Raw genomic sequence first — 21,835 nt, 5'->3', positions numbered from 1 at the left:
CTTTAAAACAAAAAAATATTTATAATTAACTCTAATCTGAATAATTGTCGTTAGAATAAAAAAAAATATGATTATCGGTCTATAACGATTGTGTTAAACATTTTTTTAAATTGATCGGTGCTTCATGTTTCTGAATCATTAAAATGCTAAATGTAAACAAAACAGCATTTAACTTAAAGATATACAAAGTTATAAAGAAAGCCCAATTATTTTTTTTATGCTTTTTCTGTAATTACTATAATAGGCTTATTTTCAATGTTTTTAGTAAAAAATAAATAATCATCTCCACCATCTTTTAGATTAAGCTTCTTACGTATTTGTTGTACAGTTTCAGGAAAATTTCTAGTAGCGACATTTGCTTTAGGACTTTTAAACTCACGTTTAAACTTCTTTTTATTATATTCTACAACATTATTTACTATAAAACATCTACCTGGAAAATTAATTAACTGCTTTGAAGTGTATAAATGCGAATGCTTGTGCAATTTCTTGATATCGAGTTTCTGGGCTATTACATCAAAAGCACCAGTTTTTAAAATAGCCGCATTGGGTTCGAACAGATAATTAAGTGGCTCGCTAAGTTCTGCATAAGCCGAGGATTCTTCATTTAAATAAAAATCAAAGATTTGATTATTCTCTTTGGTGATATTAATGGTTTTAATTTCTACAGCTCCATTATAATCGCGTTCTAGAATCCAAAGTAATTCTTTAACTTCATTATTAACTGCTATAGAATGAATGGCTTTTACATTGTCTAATTCTGAAATTCCAGAACTAATATCAAGCAATGGAGATGTTTTTATCATTATGTTTTTAGAATACTTAAATAGTAGTTCTAAATTTTCTGGGACGCTAGGCAGACAATCTTTAAGTAAAAACACTTTACCTTTTAAATTATTTCGCCTAGAGGGATCGAGATATATCCAATTGTAACGCTTTTTCTCTTGCTCTAAGGTTGTAATTCCGCTTTTAGCTATGCAAGTAATGTTTTCCACATTTAACTGCTTATAGTTGTGCTCTACAATTTCTGATAAATTAGTGTCTATTTCACAATGGTAAACTTGTTTTACTTGTTTTGAGAAGTAATAACAATCGACTCCAAAACCTCCAGTTAAGTCTATTAATGACTCTCCGTTGACTAAGTTTGCTTTATAATTTGCGGTAACCTCGGAAGAAGTTTGTTCTATATTAAGTTTATTTGGATAGTAAATGTTTTTGGTAGAAAACCAATTTGGTAGTTTTTTTTGACAACGTTTCTTGGCTTCTATTTGTTCTATAAGTAATTTTAAATCTACTGAAGTACTTATAGTTTTTTTTAATAATAACTGAGCTGTGTCTACAGTTAAATTATTTTCTATAAACTTTTGATTATCACTGTTTAAAATAGTGTTATCTAAACTATTTTTTAGCATCTAAACCTTTTGTTAATTTCTTTACAATTCTATACTCAGATAAGAATTCTTTAGCGATAACTTTGATTGCCGTATACAGTGGAATGGCTAATATTAAACCTACTATTCCAAAAAGTAGACCGGCTATAATAATGATAATGAAGATTTCTAAAGGATGAGATTTTACGCTTTTTGAAAATATATAGGGCTGGCTAAAAAAGTTATCTACCAATTGAGCAACTACAAAACCAATCATTACATAAATCGTTTTTGGTAAAATGACATCACTAAAGCTCTCTCCTAAATTACTAGACATTGTTAATAGTATTATTAAAACAGCACTAATCATTGGTCCAACATAAGGAATGACGTTTAAAAGAGCACAAAGGGAAGCAATAATTATCGCGTTTTGAATACCAAAAATAAATAATACAATAGAGTAGATTACAAATAATATTAATAATTGCAGAACTAAGCCTCCAAAATATCTAGACAGTAAATCTCTAATTGTAAATAGAGATTTTTTTATACGTATATCTTGTCTCTTCGGAAAGAATGCCATAACACTATTCCCGAATAATGTGCTGTCTTTTAAGAAGAAAAACGAAATAAATAATACCGAGAATAAGCCAACACTAAAGCTTCCAAAACCCGTAACGATAGCATTTAACATATCTGGTATAAAGCTAAGATTAAGTTTAGACATTAATTTAGAGTCTTGAATGGTGTTTTCAACATCAGACGTTTCTAAATTAAAATGATTAATAAACTCTTTATATAAATTCTCAATATTCCCTTGTAATTGATCAATATCAAGTAAAGATAAGTTTTGTCCTTGTTCTATTGCTAAAGGAATAAACATACTAATAACTCCAACTACTACAAGTACAAATAAGAGCATGGTTACCACAACTGCTAATGTATCTCCAAACTTTAATTTGGACATAAAAAACTGCTTTATTGGCCTTCCTAATAATGAAACGACACCAGCAATAGCAACATAAGCAATTACAGATTGTATTTGATATAAAAACCATAATAGAATTGCTATACCAACAAGTATGGCAATAGCTCTTAAGATTCCGTTTGATATTGTATTCGAATTCATTTAGTAAATATACTGATAGAAAAGTTATTTTTTAAATAAAATGTTGTTTTGAAGTTATTGCAACTGTTTTGTTATTTCATAGAGTGCAATATTTGTAGCTTGCACAACATTCATACTGCTATTTTGCCCAAACATATTAATGTGAGTTATATGGTCGCATGCTTCTAAAGTATCTTCAGAAACTCCAAAATTCTCATCACCAATAATTAGCGCTATTGGTTTATCTGCGGAAAACTTAAAACTATGAATAGGAGAGCTGTCTTCTGTTATTTCTAAGGCAATACATTGATAATTTAATGCTTTTAAATCCTTAAGAGCTTCCGAAACAGTTTCTATAACTTCATATTTTACAACTTTCTCTGTTGCTCGAGACGTTTTAGTCATTTTTCTGCCCAACGGAATATCATTAGCGCAAAAGATTATTTTTTCTACTCCAAAAGCATCTGCAATACGAAATAAGCTACCAATATTTGGTGCATTGGTAACGTTTTCGCAAACTAAAGTGATTGGAAATGTTTTTTTATTGAATTTAGTGGTGTAGTGTGTGAGTTGCATTTTTTTTTAATTTAAATGAAACGCTTGTCCACACAAATAGCTAGAATGAGTAGGTTGAGTTCCAGCAAAGAAACATGTGAATGCTCCAGTGTTTACATGATTAAAATTATCAAAACCAGCAGTATAGCTATGACTATTAATAGAATGAAGCGATTGAAAAGTTAATGCTAAAACTAGAATTAAACCAATACACTTAAATTTTAAAGAGACTTTTTTCATAATTAAATTAGTTTTCAAAAGCATATTTAACAATATTGGCTCCCATTTGTAAAGCTTTTAATCTAATATCTTGTGGGTCATTATGTACTTCTTGGTCTTCCCAGCCATCACCTAAATCGCTTTCAAGTGTAAAAATAAGTACTAATCTATTCTCGTAAAATAATCCAAATGCTTGTGGCCTTTTACCATCGTGCTCATGTATTTTTGGTAATCCCTTTGGGAATGCAAACGCGGTTTTAAATATGTCGTGACTTGAAGGTAATTCTTTTAACTCCTGATTTGGAAACACTTTTTTAAGTTCTTTTGTTATGTATTGTTTCATTCCATAATTATCGTCGATATGCAGAAAGCCTCCTGAGATTAAATAATCCCGAAGATTTTTAGATTCGTCTTCACTAAATAATACATTACCATGACCCGTCATGTGTAGCAAAGGATATTGAAAAATATCGGTGCTACCAACTTCTACTGTTTCTGGTTTTTCATTCATTTTAGTATCGATATTCTCGTTACAAAACTTAATGAGATTCGGTAAAGCTGTAGGGTTAGAATACCAATCGCCACCACCTTTATATTTTAATATTGCTAAGTCTTGTGCAACGCTAAATTGAAAACCAAATACTATAAAAAGGATTAACAGTACTGTAAGTTTTGTATACTTTTTCGAACTAAATATCATATTTCAAAAATAAAAAAGAAAAGGATGCAAAATACATTATTATCACTTTTTATGATGTTGTTTTTTTTACAGCCATCAAATATTGAAAATGAAATCGAAAACTTCAATCCTGTTGTTGTTTTAGAGTTGTTTACATCTCAAGGTTGCTCTAGTTGTCCAAGTGCTGATGCTTTACTTAAAAAAGTTAGTGAAAACGATAAAAACATAATAGCCTTGTCTTATCATGTGGACTATTGGAATTACATTGGATGGAAAGATCCTTTTGCTAAAGCAGAATTCACTAAAAAACAACGTGCTTATAGTGCTAAATTTTATAGTAATACTATTTACACACCACAAACAGTAATTAATGGTAAGGAGCATTTTGTTGGTTCTAAGGTTTCTGTTATGAATGAAAAACTAAAACAATACAAAAAGATTGACTCTAAAAATAAAATTGAATTACTAGACCTTAAAAAAGAAGCTAATAGTATTAGTTTAAATTATAAAGTGCGTGGAGATATTACAAATAAATCTTTACGATTAGTTGTTGCTATTAAAGAGCGAATTACTGAGGTTAAAAGAGGTGAAAATAGTAATAAAACACTAACGAATACTAATGTTGTAGTTCAAGAACAATTAATAACACTAGAAAAAAATAATGGTAGTCTTAAAATTGAAATTCCCAATGTTGTTTTGAATAAAGACGAACTGTCTATTATAGGGATTATTCAGAATAATGAATTAGATATTTTAACAGGAGTAAAATTAGAGCTTTAAAGATCACTCATTAGCAAAAGCTACAGAATGGCATGCCACAATAGCAGCAGTTTCTGTGCGTAAGCGTGTCTCACCTAAAGTTACAGGAGAGAATTTAGTACAGATAGCTGCTTCAATTTCTTTGGAGCTAAAATCGCCTTCAGGACCAACTAAAATAGTGGTGTCTTGATTTTGTTTCAACTCTTTTTTAAGCGATTTCCTGTTTGTTTCTTCACAATGTGCAATAAACAAATCGTCTTTAAAATCTTGTTTTAAAAAGTCTTTAAAAGCAATAGCTTGGTTTAATTTAGGGAGGTAACAACTTAAAGATTGTTTCATGGCCGATTGTAAAATCTTTTCGAAACGGTCGTGTTTTATAAACTTACGTTCGCTATGATCGCAAATAATAGGTGTAATTTCTTGAACTCCTATTTCTGTAGCTTTTTCTAGAAACCATTCGTAACGATCATTCATTTTAGTAGGAGCAACTGCTAAATGTAAATGGTATTTCGGTTTTTCTTGAAGTTGTTTAGTTTTAACTTCTGCAACACACTTTTTTATATTGTCTTGAATTATTTCAGCTTTAAACAACCAACCATTACCATTAGTAATATGCATGATGTCGCCAACCTTCTTACGTAAAACCTTTACAATATGCTTGCTTTCCTCTTTTGGAAAAGAGAATTGTGTAGTTTCTTCGGTTATTTCAGGATTATAAAATAGTTGCATTATTTAAACTTAGTCTATAGTTTCTTGCACTTTAAGTACATAAACTTCTTTTATTATTTGTAATCTGTGTGTTTTCTTAATAATATAAAAGCCATTATCATCTGTAATACCAACATCGAAAATAGCATCTAAATCGTGTTTTAAATCGTTAGCTTCTTCTTCAATTTCAATAGGTAATTGTCCATCTTTTACCCATCCAGAATCGCCTCCTTTTATTGCATTTTCGGCCATAGAATACTTTTTTGCTAAGTCACCAAAATCAACACCTTTACCGTATTTTAACATAATTGTTTTACGAAGTCTGTAAATCTCTGCTACTGGCATTTTATTGCCGTCGAAAAAGATGTAGCTAATTCTGTAATGTGGTTCTTTTTCCTTTTGAATAACTTTATAGAAGGTTTTTTTAAATTGTGTTCTTTCTGTTTTTGTTAATCCTATAGGCATTTCTAAAAGCTCTTTAGCAAGTTTACTTTGGTGTTTTTCTTCATTAAAAACCATAAGTTTTCTCTTTTTCGACTTTTTCTCACCAATATATTCTTCAGCTTGTTCTAAAGTTTCAATCTTTTTAAGATCTTTTTTAGCTTTAGTCTGTGCAAAAGTAGAAAGTGATAGGCTTAGTAAAAGTAGGATTACAAGTTTATTCATTACAATAAGTGTGTTTTTCATTTTAATAAAACAAAAAAACGAAAAATTAAGCTATCTATTACTATACTTACCAAGGTTATTAATTAGGATTTTAAAAACGTAATTAGTTAATCTTCTTCGTCCATAGATTTATTATCCAAATATATAGCTATTACAGCAAAAACTATAGAGATGAAAATTGATAGTATAAAATACAAAATAAGTTAGTTTTTATTTTTAATACGCTTTTTATGAAAAAACTGAACACCTAAAACTAATATAACAAATAGTAAAATACGTTCTATAATGGCTATTAAAAATAATAAAAACCAATTAATTCCATCGTTAGAATGATTAAAGCCACTTGGTAAATAATCGCGGTGAAAGGAAGTTACTATAATTATAAAACGTTCTAAGTTTGTTCCTGAAGCTAATACTATAAATAGTATTATAAGCACTAGAATAAAGTTAAGTAGACTCTTTTTTTGAAATTTTTTAAACCACAATAGTTGTATTAATAAACAAAACACAAATGGCCTTAACAGCATTATCCAATAGGCAAACCAATAAGGTCCAGTTGCTCTATTAGAAAATAATGTATGGTCCTTAAAATAAAAATAGATTATAAGTTCGAATAAACTGTATATAAAATAGGCAATCGCAATTATGCGAATTGTTTTTATGGCATATTGAAAAAAACTGGTGTTAAAATGGCTTAATTTTTCAGATTTAGAAAATGAAAGACAATAACTTATAAAAGTTGTAAAGCAAAACCCATAAAATAAACAATTAAATAAAAAGGTTGTTACTGTATTATCCATCACAACTTACTTTTAGCATGTTCTAAGCCCATTTCTATATAATAGAGTAGTTCGGTTTCTGTTTTAAACCCATTTTGAGACACATAAATGAACTCTTTTATTGCTTTCTTAGTAAAATCCATTGGTCTAACGTATTCTTTTGCTAATTCAATGTCCATTTTACTAGCAATAATTCTTACCATTAAATCTTCTTTCATAACCCCAATAACCATTTTTCCTTGGTGTAAAAAGGTAACACCTCCAAACATTTTCTTTTCTGTAAAATCTTCAGCATAATAGTGTAATTGCTCTCTAATTCGTAATGCTGTTTGTTGGTTAAATGCCACGTTTTATATTTTTAATCTTGAAGAGGCCATAATATCTTGCTCTGCAAAATCATTTTCTAAGTACTTTAAATAGCCAACAATACCAATCATGGCAGCATTGTCTGTAGTGTATTCAAATTTAGGAAGGTAAGTAGTCCAACCAAATTTTTGTTCACCATCTTTTAGTGCTTTCCTAATACCTGAATTAGCCGAAACACCTCCACCAATTGCAATATGAGAAATTCCAGTTTCTTTAGTCGCTAACTTCAATTTATCCATTAAAATGCCAATAATAGTATATTGAATAGAGGCACATATGTCGTTTAGGTTTTCGGTAATAAAGTTTGGATTCTTTTTTACTTCACGCTGTATAAAATAGAGTACAGCGGTTTTAAATCCTGAAAAACTAAAATTTAATCCTCCAACTCTTGGTTTTGTAAACTGGTATGCTTTAGGGTTTCCTAATTGTGCACGTTTGTCTATTTCTGGACCTGCAGGATAACCTAAACCTAAAATTTTACCACTTTTATCGTAAGCTTCACCAACGGCATCATCTATAGTTTCTCCAATAACTTCCATATTAAAATGACTAGTTACTTTTACAATTTGTGTGTGACCTCCAGAAATAGTCATGCCTAGAAAAGGAAACGTTGGTTTTTTAGAACCATCTTCTGCAATAAAATGTGCTAAAATATGCGCTTGCATATGGTTGACATCTACTAAAGGTATATCTAAACCATAAGCTAAAGATTTGGCAAAACTAGTACCCACTAAAAGGGAACCCATTAAACCAGGACCACGAGTAAAAGCCACTGCATGAAGCTGTTCTTTTGTAATATTGGCTTCTTTCAAGGCTTGGTGTACAACAGGAACAATATTTTGTTGGTGCGCTCTAGATGCTAACTCGGGTACAACACCACCAAATTCTTCATGAATTTTTTGGGTGGCTACAATATTGCTTAAAACCGTGTCATTACACAGTATAGCAGCAGAAGTGTCATCGCAAGAAGACTCAATACCAAGGATATAAATATTTTGTGAAGACATTAGTTAATATTCGGCATTATAATTGTTAATTTTGAATTGTATTTAATCGAAAACAAAGGTAGCTTTTTAAACTTAAATCTCTCATTAAGAAATTTCTAAAAATAGTAGGCAAACTGTTAGCAATATTATTGCTACTCTTCATCATTTTGGTGTTGGTACTGTCTATTCCTGCTGTTCAAACTAAGTTAGGTAAATATGCAACAAAACGAATTAACGATGATTTTAAAACTAACATTAATATTGGAAAAATAGGTCTTCAGTTTAATGGAGATGTCGAGTTGAAAGAGATATTAATTCGTGATTTCAAAAAGGATACACTTATTAGTGCTACAGAGCTAAACACTTCCATTATAAATTTTAGTAATTTAATTGATGGCACTTTAAACTTTGGAGATATAGATATGGAAGATCTTATCTTTAATGTGGTTACTTATAAAGGTGAAACAAATACAAATCTCGATGTTTTTGTAGCCAAATTTGATAGTGAAAATCCACGATCTAAAAAAAGCACATTTTTATTATCCTCAAGTGATGTTTCTATTTATAATGGTCTATTTAGATTGATTGATGAGAATAAAGAAACACCTAAAGTTATAGAATTTAGTAAATTAGATATCAATGCTACAAATTTCTTAATTAATGGTAGCGATGTAAGCACGCGAATTAATACACTATCGTTTTTAGATAGTCGTGGATTGATAATACAAAACATGTCTACTAATTTTAAATATACCATTGAAAACATGGCTTTTAATGATCTTAGCATTAAAACCAAGAACTCAACACTTAAAGGGAATCTAACTTTTAATTATGATAGAGAGGACTTTAAGGATTTTGAGAATAAAGTAAAAGTAGATGCTAATTTTAGCGATGCTAATATTGCTTTAGACGAATTAAATGTTTTTTATAACGAATTTGGTGTTAATCAACGAGCACGTTTTAATACTGATATATCTGGTACTTTAAACGATTTAAAACTTAGTAATTTAAGATTAAATACGAGTACGAGCACAAAAATTTATGGAAACATCAATTTTAAAAACCTGTTAAATAGTGAAGAGAATAATTTTGCTATGTATGGCAATTTTTCAAATCTTACATCAAATTATAAAGATTTAAAGCGTTTACTTCCTAATGTTTTAGGGGCTTCTATTCCTTCCATTTTTGATAAATTGGGAGATTTTAATATTAATGGAACAACTAATATTACACCAACAAAAATTAATGCAGATATAGACATTAATACAGAGTTAGGGTTTATTAAATCTAACTTAAGTATAACAAATGTTGATGATATCGATCATGCAGCATATAAAGGAAATATTGTTTTCGATACGTTTAATATTGGAGCTTTTTTAGAAGACCCAAACCTTGGTGAGATATCTTCTAACCTTGACGTTGATGGTTTAGGTTTTAAAAAAGAAAATTTAAGAACTGGAATTAAAGGAGATGTTTTCTCTATAAATTATAACAAATATAGCTACCAAAATATAGTTGTAAACGGAGAGTATAAGCAAAGTGTTTTTAATGGAAAACTTGTTGTAAAAGATGCTAACTTAAAACTCGATTTTAATGGGCTAGCAGATTTGTCGACAGATATTAATGCATTTGATTTTTCAGCAAACGTTGCATATGCAGATTTAAAGAAGTTAAACCTTTACACAAGAGATTCTCTCTCATTTTTTAAAGGGAATGTGCAAATGAAAATGAAAGGCACAACGTTAGACGATGCTGTTGGAAATATTACTTTTAAGAAAACAAACTATAAAAATGAAATAGATGATTATTATTTTGAGGATTTTGCGATAACCTCAAGTTTTGAAGATAAAGAGCATATTATAAATGTTGATTCTCCAGATATAATAGAAGGAACCATGAGAGGTGAGTTTTTATTTAAAGATGTTCCAAACTTATTCGAAAATTCTGTTAAAGACATATATACAAGTCAACCACCAAATGCAATAGAGACGGATCAATTTATTAATTTCAACTTTAAAATTTATAATAAAATAGTTGAAGTTTTTTATCCAGATTTAAAATTAGGTAAAAACACTTATGTAAGAGGTCGAGTAGAAACCGATGAAAAAGAGTTTAAGCTTACTTTTAAATCGCCTAAAATAGAATGGTTAGACTATTTTGCCAGTGAAATTGAGCTGCAGGTAGACAATAAAAATCCACTTTTTAACACCTATATAGAGATTGATAGTTTAAATACTAATTTTTATAATATTTCTAAGTTTAATTTAATTAACGTGACTTTAAATGATACACTGTATATGCGTAGTGAATTTAAGGGAGGTAGCACGAATACAGATGAGTATAACCTTAGTTTTTATCATACTATTAATGAGCAAAACAACTCTGTTGTAGGTTTTAAAACTAGCGAAGTTACTTTTAAAGATAACCTTTGGAAGCTTAATGAAGCATCGGATAAGTACAATAAAGTAGAAATTGCTAATGGCTTTAAAGACTTTAACATCGAAAAACTTATACTAAGTCATAATAACGAAGAAATAAGACTTGCGGGAGTTATTAGAGATTCTACTTACAAAGACTTAAAGCTTAATTTTAAAGATGTTGATTTAGCAAAAATTACACCTAGAATAGATAGTTTGTCTTTAGTTGGTAATGTAAATGGGAAGTTAGATTTGCTTCAAAAAAATGGAAGCTATCTTCCTAACTCTTCAATTACAATAGACGATTTAGAGATTAACAACACTTATTTTGGTTCTTTTGATGCAAATATAAAAGGTAATCAGTCACTTACTAACTACAGTGTAAAAGCAAAGATAAAGGACGATGTTAAGAATTCTTTTGAAGCCATTGGAGACATTGACGTTTCGTCTAAAAACGCTGCCATAGATGTAGACTTACGCTTTAAGGATTTTGACATTGGCATACTGTCACCTTTATTAGAACCAGTTTTAAGTAAGGTTAGAGGAGTCGTTACAGGTAGCATTGGTGTTAATGGAGATTTAAAACAACCTAATTTTAATGGTGACTTAAAAATAAATAAAGGTGGTTTAAAAATACCTTATCTTAATGTAGATTTAGATTTCGAGGATAATTCTTCAGTAACTTTAGATAATCAGAATTTTAATTTTAACGACATTAAACTTACAGATGTTAAATATGGAACAAAAGGTTTACTAGATGGTATTGTAAGCCATGTTAACTTTGCTAAATGGCGCTTAAATTTAGGTATAGAAACCGATAGACTTTTGGTTTTAGACACCAAAGAAACCGAGGAATCTCCATATTATGGAACAGGTTTCATTAGTGGTGTTGCAAACGTTTTTGGTCCAACAGAAGCGCTGAGGATTACTGCAGAAGCTGAAACTAAATCTGGTACAGAGTTCTTTATACCTTTAAGTGATGTTGAATCCTTTGGAGATAATTCTTTTATTCATTTTTTAACTCCAGAAGAAAAACAAGCAAAATCTGAAGGTAAAGTTATAGAAACTAAAAACATATCTGGACTAGAACTCTTTTTCGATTTAAACGTAACTCAAGATGCTCTTATAGAAATTGTAATGGATAAAGAGTCTGGAAGTACCATTCGAGGTCGTGGAAATGGAAGTTTGCTGTTTAACATTAATACAAACGATAAGTTTGAAATGTTTGGAGATTTTGTAGTTTATGAAGGCGTTTATAATTTTCTTTATGGAGGTGTTGTGCAAAAAGAGTTTAGTGTAAAACCTTACGAAAGTACAATAGCTTGGAATGGAGATCCTTTAGATGCAGAAATAAATATTCAAGCCATATATAAAACGAGAACAAATCCTTCTCCTTTGTTAGATAATCCTATTAACAGAACTATTCCGGTTGAGCTTCAAATTAACCTAACGGGACAGTTAGAGAGACCAGAACCGGAATTTAAATTCGAATTCCCTAATGCGAGTTCAACTATAAAATCTGAGTTAAATTACAGATTAGATTCCAAAGACGATACAGAAAATCAAGCATTATATCTATTAGCTACCGGTGGATTTAACAGGCAATTACAAGATATTAATTTTACGGGTACTATTGCAGAACGTATTAATGGTTTGATTAATGGTATTTTTTCAGACTCTGATAATAAGATTAAAATAGGTTTAAATTACGAAGCAGGCCAAAATAGACCAGATTACAATACAGATGATCGTGTTGGTTTTACTTTGCAAACCAAAATTACAGACCGTGTGCTAATTAATGGTAAAGTAGGAGTTCCTGTAGGAGGAGCTACAGATTCTGTAATAGCTGGAGATGTACAAGTAGATTTCTTATTAAATGAAGAAGGGACACTTACTGCAACGGTGTTTAATAGAGAAAATAGTATTAGAAATTTTGGAGAAGAAATAGGTTATACACAGGGACTTGGTATAGCATATTCTGTAGATTTTGATACGTTTGGAGAACTACTTCGAAAAATATTCAATAAAAAAGAAGAAGAAACTAACGAAGAACAACTGAAAGAAAAACCAGTTTCTGAAGAAAAAGAAAATCCACTTCCTTCTGGATTTGGGATTAAAGAATAATATTGCTTTTCATTTGAATTTCTTTTTATTGAAGAAACCACATCCAATTAAAACTATTTATTTCATTCTTATCGAAATATATAATTTTCTTAAAAATCAACTTTTAGACTCTTTTTTCAGTTAATAATAATCAATTTTTTAACCTTTTTTCAACAATTTTATTAACTAAAACGTTATAGTAAAAATACACTTGTTAAATTTTAACAAATACGTAGTATTATATTGATTTACTTTATTAGTTTAGCTTCAAACAAGTTAAATAAATGTCTAAAACGATTAAAAAAATTGGAGTGATGACCTCCGGAGGAGATGCTCCAGGAATGAATGCAGCAATAAGATCTGTAGCTCGAACGTGTGCATTTCATAATATAGAATGTGTAGGTATTTATCGTGGTTACGAAGGTATGATTGAAGGTGATTTTAAAGAATTAACCGCAAGAAATGTAAAAGGTCTTATTAATAAAGGTGGAACCGTTTTAAAATCTGCACGCTCTAAAGAATTTAGAACACCAGAAGGTAGAAAAAAAGCATATGATGCGTTAACAGCTAAAGGAGTAGACGCATTAGTAACTATTGGTGGAGATGGTACGTTTAATGGCGCACTAATTTTTAATCGAGAATATGGTTTTCCAGTAATGGGTATACCTGGTACAATAGATAACGATATTTTTGGAACATCACATACATTGGGTTACGACACTGCATTAAATACTGTAGTAGATTGTATAGATAAAATACGTGACACAGCAAGTTCTCACAATAGACTGTTTTTTGTAGAAGTTATGGGAAGAGATGCTGGGCACATTGCTTTAAATGTAGGTATTGGTGCAGGAGCAGAAGAAATTTTAATTCCTGAAGAAGATTTAGGTTTAGATAGATTATTAGAGTCTTTAAGGCGTAGTAAAAAGTCAGGTAAATCTTCAAGTATTGTAGTTGTTGCAGAAGGTGATAAAATAGGAAAAAATGTTTTTGAATTAAAAGATTATGTTGAAGAAAATATGACGGAATACGAAGTACGTGTTTCTGTTTTAGGACATATGCAACGTGGCGGACCGCCATCATGTTTCGATCGTGTTCTAGCAAGTAGAATGGGAGTAAAGGCTGTAGAAAGTTTAATGGAAGGTCAATCTAATTATATGGTTGGTTTATTGAGTGATAAAATAGCATTAACACCTTTGGAAAATGCAGTAAAAGGAAAGTCAGAAGTAAATAAAGAATTAATTCGTGTGTCAGATATTATGACCACATAATAATAGAAAGTAGAATTATGTCAAAATTAAAATTAGGAATTAACGGATTTGGTAGAATTGGTCGTATTGTATTTAGAGCGACTGTTAAGCGTGACAATGTAGATGTTGTTGCAATAAACGATTTATTAGATGTAGAGCACTTAGCATATTTATTAAAATATGATTCTGTGCATGGAAGATTTGATGGAACTATTGAAGTTAAGGATGGTAACCTTATTGTCGATGGAAAAACAATAAGAGTTACTGCAGAAAGAGATCCTAAAAATTTAAAGTGGGATGAAGTAGGAACAGATGTTGTTGCAGAATGTACAGGTATATTTACAACTTTAGAGACAGCAGACTTGCATATTCAAGGTGGTGCTAAAAAAGTAGTAATTTCTGCACCAAGTAAAGATGCTCCAATGTTTGTAATGGGAGTTAACGATAATAAATTAACAGCGGCTCACACAATTGTTTCAAATGCATCTTGTACTACAAATTGTTTAGCGCCTTTAGCAAAAGTTATCGAAGATAATTTTGGTATTGAAGAAGCGTTAATGACAACTATTCATGCTGCAACTTCTACACAACACACAGTAGATGCACCTTCAGCTAAAAACTACCGTTTAGGACGTAGTGCACTAAATAATATTATTCCTACTTCTACAGGAGCAGCAAAAGCTGTTGGAAAAGTAATTCCAGAATTAGATGGGAAAATTACAGGAATGGCTTTTAGAGTTCCAACTGTAGATGTATCTGTTGTTGATTTAACAGTTAAAACTAAAAAAGCAACGTCTTTAGCCGAAATTAAAGCAGCTATGAAAAAAGCTTCTGAAGGTTCTATGAACGGTGTTTTAGGTTATACGGAAGATGCAGTAGTATCTCAAGACTTTGTAAGTGAAACTAAAACAAGTGTTTTCGATGCAGATTCAGCTATCGAATTAAACTCTACATTCTTCAAGTTAGTATCTTGGTATGATAATGAGTTTGGATATTCAAATAAATTAGTAGATTTAGCAGAAAAGGTCAATAACCTATAAGCTTTTTTCTATTCAATAATACTTAAAAGCGCAGTTAGAAGTTTTAAACTTTTTACTGCGCTTTTTTAATAACTAAATTACTTTTATCATGATATTAATAGTTGATAGTGGTTCTACAAAATGCGATTGGATTGCAGTAGATAAAGATGGAAATCAATTACTTGAAAAAATTAGAACCAAAGGTTTAAATCCAGCTATACTTTCTGAGAAAAAACTTAGGAAAACCATTAAAAAAAGTAAAGAGCTAAAAGCAAATCGCGAAAAAGTAACTAATATCTATTTTTATGGAGCCGGTTGTGGCACCGAAAACCCAAGATTGGCATTAAAAGTTGTTCTACAACAAATTTTTACTAATGCTAATGTAGAAGTGAACGAAGATACTTTGGCAGCAGTTTATGCTACAATTAACGCTCCAGATGAGGCAGCGGTTGTTTGTATTTTAGGAACAGGATCTAATTGTAGTTATTATGATGGGAAAAAACTTGAGCAACGTGTAAGTTCACTTGGATATACTTTAATGGATGATGCTTCTGGAAATTATTATGGTAAGCAGCTAATTCGTGATTATTACTTTAATCACATGCCAGAAGATATTAAAATTGCTTTTGCAGATAAATATAATTTGGATTCAGATTATATAAAATATAACCTTTATAAACAACCAAATCCAAATGCCTACTTAGCTAATTTTGCAGAATTTATGATTTTGAATAAAGATTCTAAATACGTAAAGGAGCTTATTAAAGAAGGTATTCGTGTGTTTTCAAAGAATATGATTCTTCAGTTTAAAGAAGAAATTAAAACAGTTCCAGTACATTTTGCAGGATCTATTGCTTTTTTCTGTCAAGATGAAATTAGAGAAGTTGCTGAAGAGTTAGGGTATAAAGTTGGTAATTTTGAAAGACGACCTATAGAAGGTTTAGTTAGCTTTCACACCAATAAAAGAAATTGAAATTTATATTTTAAATAATAAAAATCTCGTTAATTGTATTTTAACGAGATTTTTTTTGTTCTAAAAATTAATAAAATTAGTAGTAAGTCTCTAAGCCATTGATGAATTGCTAAATTTAGCCAAAAGAAAATTGTTCGGTTTTATATAATAAATTGTAATTTTACAATAAAAAGAAAATTATCAAGAATGAATTATAATGTAATCCATTCTATTCTATTTAAATCTATGAAAAACACTCTACTTTTTTCGTTTCTATTTGCAACTCTTTTTAGCACTGTTTTATATGCTGATGACTTAGAAACTCCATCAAATATAGAAGTCTATCAAAAATATATATTACCAAATCTACCTTCGGGCAATACTTACTATACAGAGTCAGGTGGTCCAGATGGTTATGGTTTAGTTATTAAACCTGGTACGGTTATTTACCAAAGCACGACACTATATACTTATTCTAGTGTAATTAATATTGAAGATAACTGTTTTAATGAACAGTCTTTTGATATCATTATTAAAGATTCGCATTTAAAAATTAAGAATGGAATTGAAAATGTTGCTTCATCAATAACTGAAGATAAAGTATTCTCTCCATATATTGATGTAGATATAACAACATATAGTACTCAAGAATTAGTAACCGATGTATTAATAAACAACTCATGTGCTTTAGTTGCTGATATAACTTCTAGTGATGATATGAATTTTGGAGCATCACAAGGAATAGGATCATTTACAGCTATGCCAGGTGCTTTTGCTTTTCAAAGTGGTATTATATTATCTACGGGTAATGCCACAGCAGCAGAAGGTCCTGAGACAGGTGCTCAAAATAATGGTACTTGGGGTGGAGATGCCGATTTAGAGGCTATTATTGGAGGCGGTGTAGTTACTTATAATGCATCTTATATTGAATTTAGTTTTGTACCTACAAGCAACACTATAAGTTTTGATTATATTTTTGCTTCTGAGGAATATGGCGCATTTCAATGTAGCTATGCAGATGCTTTTGCTTTTATATTAACAAAGCAATCTAATTTAGCAGTATCGAATCTTGCTGTCGTACCAGGTACTACCGATCCAGTTGGTGTAACGACTGTAAGAGATAATGCATATAGACCGTCATGCACATCAGTTAATCCCATGTTTTTTGATTCCTACTATGGGCCTGGAGGTCAGGCTCCAATAGATAATCCTACTAATTTTCTAGGTTATACGGTACCAATGACTGCTTTTGCCAACGTAATTGCTGGTGATGCATACACTATAAAATTAGTAATTGCAGATGGTGATGATTCAGTAAGAGATGCCGCAGTTTTTATTGGTGCAGGTACATTTGATTTAGGAGGAGGAGACCTAGGAGAAGACATAACAATTGCTGCAGGTACTGCTCAATGTCAAGGTACATCTATTACCTTAGACACTTCTTTTTCTGGTGTAAATCATACTTGGTATCTTGACGGAAATGAAATATTTGGAGAAACAGGATCTACATTAGATATTACACAACAAGGAAATTATTTTGTCGAAATAGATGTTACTTCTTCTTGTCAAACTACAGATTCTATTTTTGTTGAATATAAAACGACTCCTATAATTCAGTCTGTAAATAATTTGACAAAATGCAACAATGGTAGCACAACAGCAGTTTTTAATCTAACTGATAATAATATTCCAGCCATTGGAACTCAAGACACAATGGATGTTAGTGTGACATATCATATTTCTCAAGCTAATGCAAACTCAGGTGCAAATCCTATTCTTAATCCAATAATGTATACAGGTACAGATGGGCAAACAATTTTTATAAGAATTGAAGACACACAAACAGGAAGCTGTTTTTCAACAGATTCTTTTTTATTACAATTTTTAGGGACTACAATTAATACAGTACCAGATTTGGTGGTTTGTGATGATACTAGTAATGATGGAACAGAGACATTTATTCTAAATACACAAGACTCAGCTATCCTTGGAACATTATCTGCCTTAGATTATAGTGTTACTTATCATGATGATTTTAGTAATGCCGATGCAGGAACAAATGCTTTGGCTAATTCATATATTAATACTTCGAATCCTCAACCTATTTTTGTTAGAATCGAAGATAATGATGATCCAACATGTTACATTTCATCAACTAATCCTACATTTAATTTAGTAGTGGATGAAAGAGCGGTAGCTACGCAACCCAACAATATTCGTATCTGTGATGATAGCTCTAACGATGGTGTTGAAATAATTAATCTAACAATTTTAGAATCAGAAATCCTAAACGGTCAAGATCCTTTAAATTTCTCAGTAAGTTTTTATGAGTTGCAAACGGATGTTGCTACTTCCTCAAATCCTATAACCAATCCAACAGTATATAGCAATACAGCAAGTCCTACTCAAACTATTTATGTTAGAGTAGATAATAATTCTAATACTGATTGTTTTAGTGAAACTAGTTTTACAATAACTATAGATGCTTTACCGACTGCGGATGATCCGTTGGATGTTCAGGCTTGTGACACTTTTAATTTACCAGACTTAACACCAGGAAACGATTATTATACCGCAACAGGAGGACCAACAGGTTCAGGAACTTTAGTAACAGCAGGAACCGCTATTACAACCACAACAACATTATTTGTTTATAAAGAGACAGGTACAACACCAAACAATTGTACCGATGAAAATAGTTTTACAATCACTATAAACACTTCACCAACAGCAGCTGCACCTTCAGATGTGCAAGCATGTGATACCTTCACATTATTAGCTTTAACACCCGGAAATGACTATTACACAGCAACAGGAGGATCAGCAGGTACAGGTACTTTAGTAACCGCAGGAACAGCTATTACAACCACAACAACACTTTTTGTTTTTACTGAAACTGGTACAGCACCAAATAATTGTACAGATGAAAACAGTTTTACAATTACCATTGATGTTTCACCAACTGCAGATGCACCTTTAGATGTACAAGCTTGTGATACTTATACATTACCTACTTTAACCACGGATAATGATTATTATACAACAACAGGAGGACCAACAGGTACAGGTACTTTAGTAACAGCAGGAACCGCTATTACAACCACAACAACATTATTTGTTTATAAAGCGACAGGTACAACACCAAACAATTGTACCGATGAAAATAGTTTTACAATCACTATAAACACTTCACCAACAGCAGCTGCACCTTCAGATGTACAAGCTTGTGATACCTTTACATTACTAGCTTTAACACCCGGAAATGACTATTACACAGCAACAGGAGGGCCAGCAGGGACAGGTACTTTAGTAACAGCAGGTACAGCTATTACAACCACAACAACATTGTTTGTTTTTACTGAAACTGGTACAGCACCAAATAATTGTACAGATGAAAACAGTTTTACAATTACCATTGATGTTTCACCAACTGCAGATGCACCTTTAGATGTTCAGGCTTGTGATACTTATACATTACCTGCTTTAACCGCCGATAATGAATATTATACAGCAACAGGAGGACCAACAGGTGCAGGTACTTTACTAACAGTAGGAACAGCTGTTACAACCACAACAACATTATTTGTTTATAAAGAGACAGGTACAACACCAAACAATTGTACCGATGAAAATAGCTTTACAATTACTATAGATGCTTCTCCAACAGCAGATGCACCTTCAGATGTGCAAACATGTGATACCTTCACATTACTAGATTTAACACCTGAAAATAAGTATTACACTGCAACAGGAGGACCGGCAGGGACAGGTACTTTAGTAACAGCAGGAACAGCTATTACAACTACAACAACATTGTTTGTTTTTACTGAAACTGGTACAACACCAAATAATTGTACCGATGAAAATAGTTTTACAATTACCATTGATGTTTCACCAACAGCTGATGCGCCCTTAGATGTTCAGGCATGTGATACTTATACATTACCTACTTTAACCACAGATAATGAATATTATACTGCAACAGGAGGACCAACAGGTACAGGTGCTTTAGTAACAGCAGGAACAGCTATTACAACCACAACTACATTATTTGTTTATAAAGAGACAGGTACTACACCAAACAATTGTACCGATGAAAATAGCTTTACAATTACTATAGATGCTTCTCCAACAGCAGATGCACCTTCAGATGTGCAAGCATGTGATACCTTCACATTACTAGATTTAACACCTGGAAATAACTATTACACTGCAACAGGAGGACCGGCAGGGACAGGTACTTTAGTAACAGCAGGAACAGCTATTACAACTACAACAACATTGTTTGTTTTTACTGAAACTGGTACAACACCAAATAATTGTACCGATGAAAATAGCTTTACAATTACCATTGATGTTTCACCAACTGCAGATGATCCATTAGATGTACAAGCTTGTGATACTTATACATTACCTGCTTTATCTCCTGGCAGTTCTTATTATACGGCAACAGGTGGACCAACAGGTAGTGGTGCTATTGTACCTGCTGGTACTATTTTAGTGAATTCAACAACTCTTTTTGTCTACGCAGAAACAAGTACAGCACCAAATAATTGTGTGGATGAAAATACTTTTGATATTTCTATAGGTATTTCACCAACAGCTTTTCCAATCGATAACGAATTACAATGTGAAATTGATAATAATGGGACTGTATTATTTAATTTAACTTCTAATGATGCGGTTATAAGCAATGGGCAAGACAATACAGCTGTAACTTACTATACCACGCTTTCGAACGCAGAAACGGCTAGTTTTGCAATACTTAATCCTACTTCTTATGCAAATGTTTCAAATCCAGAAATTATTTATATTCGTTTAGAAGATAGTCTTACGGGATGCTATGACACAACATCCTTTGAAATAAGGGTAAACAGCTCTGGAATAATAAATCCTTCACCATTTTTAACCTATTGTGATCCTGACAGTGATGGTTTTGGAGAATTTAATTTAAATGAAGCAGATATTCAAATTGCAGCAGGTGATCCTGGATTTTTGATTTCATATTATGAAACTCTTGCTGATGCTGAAAATACGGTTAATGAATTAGATAGTAATTATAATAATATTGTAGTAAATAATCAGCCGATTTATACCCGTGTCGTAAATTTAAATAATGATTGTATAAATATTATTATATTAGATTTAATTGTCAACCCAACACCACAAATAACAACAGCGGCAGTATTAACACCGCTAGAAGTTTGTGATGACAATGCAGACGGTTTCGCAAGTTTTAATCTACCAACAAAAGAACCAGAGATCCTAAACTTATTAGATGCAGATGCAACTAACGATTTAGACCCTACATTATATACTATTACATATTACACATCAGAGGCTAATGCCGAAGCACCAACCAATGCTATCGCAACGCCAAACGCTTATGTAAACACAACTGTAGATGCACAAACCATTTGGGTACGTGTAGAAGATAATGCTACAGGATGTTATAAAACAGTGGCTTTAGATTTAATAGTAAATCCATTACCAGTATTAGTACAGCCAACAGCACTAAATTTATGTGATGTTAATAATCCAGGCGACGAAGTAGAAGCCTTCAACTTAGAAGATGCTAATGCAGAAATACTAGACGGACAAACAGGTATCACTTTAACTTATTTTAGCACACAAGCAGGAGCAGATACAAACGACGGCGCTGTAGAAATTGTTAGTCCATATTCAAATACAAGTAATGCACAAACGGTTTACGTAAGAGCCACTAATAATGTTACAGGTTGTGTAAGTACAATCACTTTAGATTTAAGAGTAAACCCATTACCATCACCAATAGCTTCACCAATCCCATTAGTAGCCTGTGATGATGATAACGATGGTTTCTTTGATATGTTCGATTTAGAAAGTCAATCTACAATTATCGAAAACGGAGAGCCAAACG

At 31.4% G+C, this 21,835-nt stretch carries 16 protein-coding genes; 6 read left to right on the top strand and 10 right to left on the bottom strand.

Annotated features, from left to right (window positions below; all coding sequences use genetic code 11):
* Positions 1-215: 215 nt before the first annotated feature.
* The 5 genes from ASC44_RS02730 to ASC44_RS02710 are packed head-to-tail and all read right to left on the bottom strand — an operon-like array spanning position 216 to position 3,952.
* On the bottom strand, positions 216-1,412 hold the full coding sequence (locus ASC44_RS02730) for a THUMP-like domain-containing protein (protein WP_055446100.1): 1,197 nt from the start codon (positions 1,410-1,412) through the stop codon (positions 216-218).
* Complete coding sequence (locus ASC44_RS02725) at positions 1,399-2,499, bottom strand: AI-2E family transporter (RefSeq protein ID WP_055446099.1); 1,101 nt, start codon at positions 2,497-2,499, stop codon at positions 1,399-1,401. The genes ASC44_RS02730 and ASC44_RS02725 overlap by 14 nt, the downstream gene beginning before the upstream one ends.
* A 54-nt stretch (positions 2,500-2,553) precedes the next feature.
* Entirely contained in the window at positions 2,554-3,054 is a 501-nt protein-coding gene (locus ASC44_RS02720) for a TrmH family RNA methyltransferase (RefSeq protein ID WP_055446098.1), read from the bottom strand.
* Positions 3,055-3,060: 6 nt separating this feature from the next.
* The gene (locus ASC44_RS02715) at positions 3,061-3,273 is read right to left on the bottom strand and encodes a hypothetical protein (protein ID WP_152973255.1); all 213 of its coding nucleotides are present in this window, start codon (positions 3,271-3,273) and stop codon (positions 3,061-3,063) included.
* Between the two features lie 7 nt (positions 3,274-3,280).
* Positions 3,281-3,952 (bottom strand): DUF4159 domain-containing protein, encoded by a 672-nt coding sequence (locus tag ASC44_RS02710; protein ID WP_055446096.1) that lies wholly within the window; start codon positions 3,950-3,952, stop codon positions 3,281-3,283.
* A gap of 24 nt (positions 3,953-3,976) precedes the next feature.
* On the opposite strand from ASC44_RS02710, the gene ASC44_RS02705 reads away from it, so the two are divergent.
* Complete coding sequence (locus ASC44_RS02705; protein ID WP_083476229.1) at positions 3,977-4,711, top strand: DUF1223 domain-containing protein; 735 nt, start codon at positions 3,977-3,979, stop codon at positions 4,709-4,711.
* Between the two features lie 3 nt (positions 4,712-4,714).
* Here the strand turns inward: ASC44_RS02705 and ASC44_RS02700 are convergent, their stop codons facing one another.
* The 5 genes from ASC44_RS02700 to tsaD form a co-directional block, all read right to left on the bottom strand.
* On the bottom strand, positions 4,715-5,419 hold the full coding sequence (locus ASC44_RS02700) for a 16S rRNA (uracil(1498)-N(3))-methyltransferase (protein ID WP_055446094.1): 705 nt from the start codon (positions 5,417-5,419) through the stop codon (positions 4,715-4,717).
* Between the two features lie 9 nt (positions 5,420-5,428).
* The gene (locus tag ASC44_RS02695; RefSeq protein ID WP_161804996.1) at positions 5,429-6,064 is read right to left on the bottom strand and encodes a peptidylprolyl isomerase; all 636 of its coding nucleotides are present in this window, start codon (positions 6,062-6,064) and stop codon (positions 5,429-5,431) included.
* A gap of 203 nt (positions 6,065-6,267) precedes the next feature.
* Positions 6,268-6,501, bottom strand: a complete 234-nt coding sequence (locus tag ASC44_RS17835; RefSeq protein ID WP_152973254.1) for a hypothetical protein — start codon at positions 6,499-6,501, stop codon at positions 6,268-6,270.
* 362 nt (positions 6,502-6,863) lie between these two features.
* On the bottom strand, positions 6,864-7,190 hold the full coding sequence (locus tag ASC44_RS02685) for a TfoX/Sxy family protein (RefSeq protein ID WP_055446091.1): 327 nt from the start codon (positions 7,188-7,190) through the stop codon (positions 6,864-6,866).
* Positions 7,191-7,193: 3 nt separating this feature from the next.
* Positions 7,194-8,216 (bottom strand): tRNA (adenosine(37)-N6)-threonylcarbamoyltransferase complex transferase subunit TsaD, encoded by a 1,023-nt coding sequence (tsaD, locus tag ASC44_RS02680; RefSeq protein ID WP_055446090.1) that lies wholly within the window; start codon positions 8,214-8,216, stop codon positions 7,194-7,196.
* A 128-nt stretch (positions 8,217-8,344) separates the two neighbouring features.
* On the opposite strand from tsaD, the gene ASC44_RS02675 reads away from it, so the two are divergent.
* The 5 genes from ASC44_RS02675 to ASC44_RS02655 all read left to right on the top strand — a co-directional run.
* Positions 8,345-12,736 (top strand): translocation/assembly module TamB domain-containing protein, encoded by a 4,392-nt coding sequence (locus ASC44_RS02675; RefSeq protein ID WP_241491395.1) that lies wholly within the window; start codon positions 8,345-8,347, stop codon positions 12,734-12,736.
* Positions 12,737-12,999: 263 nt separating this feature from the next.
* Positions 13,000-13,986 carry a 6-phosphofructokinase gene (gene pfkA, locus ASC44_RS02670; protein ID WP_055446088.1) on the top strand — a complete coding sequence of 329 codons (987 nt, stop codon included), beginning with the start codon at positions 13,000-13,002 and terminating at the stop codon, positions 13,984-13,986.
* Between the two features lie 17 nt (positions 13,987-14,003).
* Positions 14,004-15,005: a type I glyceraldehyde-3-phosphate dehydrogenase gene (gene gap / locus ASC44_RS02665; RefSeq protein ID WP_055446087.1), complete on the top strand. Its 1,002-nt coding sequence runs from the start codon at positions 14,004-14,006 to the stop codon at positions 15,003-15,005.
* An 88-nt stretch (positions 15,006-15,093) separates the two neighbouring features.
* Entirely contained in the window at positions 15,094-15,957 is an 864-nt protein-coding gene (locus tag ASC44_RS02660; protein WP_055446086.1) for a BadF/BadG/BcrA/BcrD ATPase family protein, read from the top strand.
* A gap of 225 nt (positions 15,958-16,182) precedes the next feature.
* Positions 16,183-21,835 (top strand): choice-of-anchor L domain-containing protein (locus tag ASC44_RS02655; RefSeq protein WP_152973253.1); only part of this gene is annotated, 5,653 nt, incomplete at its 3' end.

Source organism: Lacinutrix mariniflava (assembly GCF_001418015.1).
In the GTDB taxonomy this organism is placed as follows: domain Bacteria; phylum Bacteroidota; class Bacteroidia; order Flavobacteriales; family Flavobacteriaceae; genus Lacinutrix; species Lacinutrix mariniflava.
The sequence above is the reverse complement of the archived record's forward strand: the minus strand, read 5'-3'. Positions and strand labels throughout refer to the sequence as shown.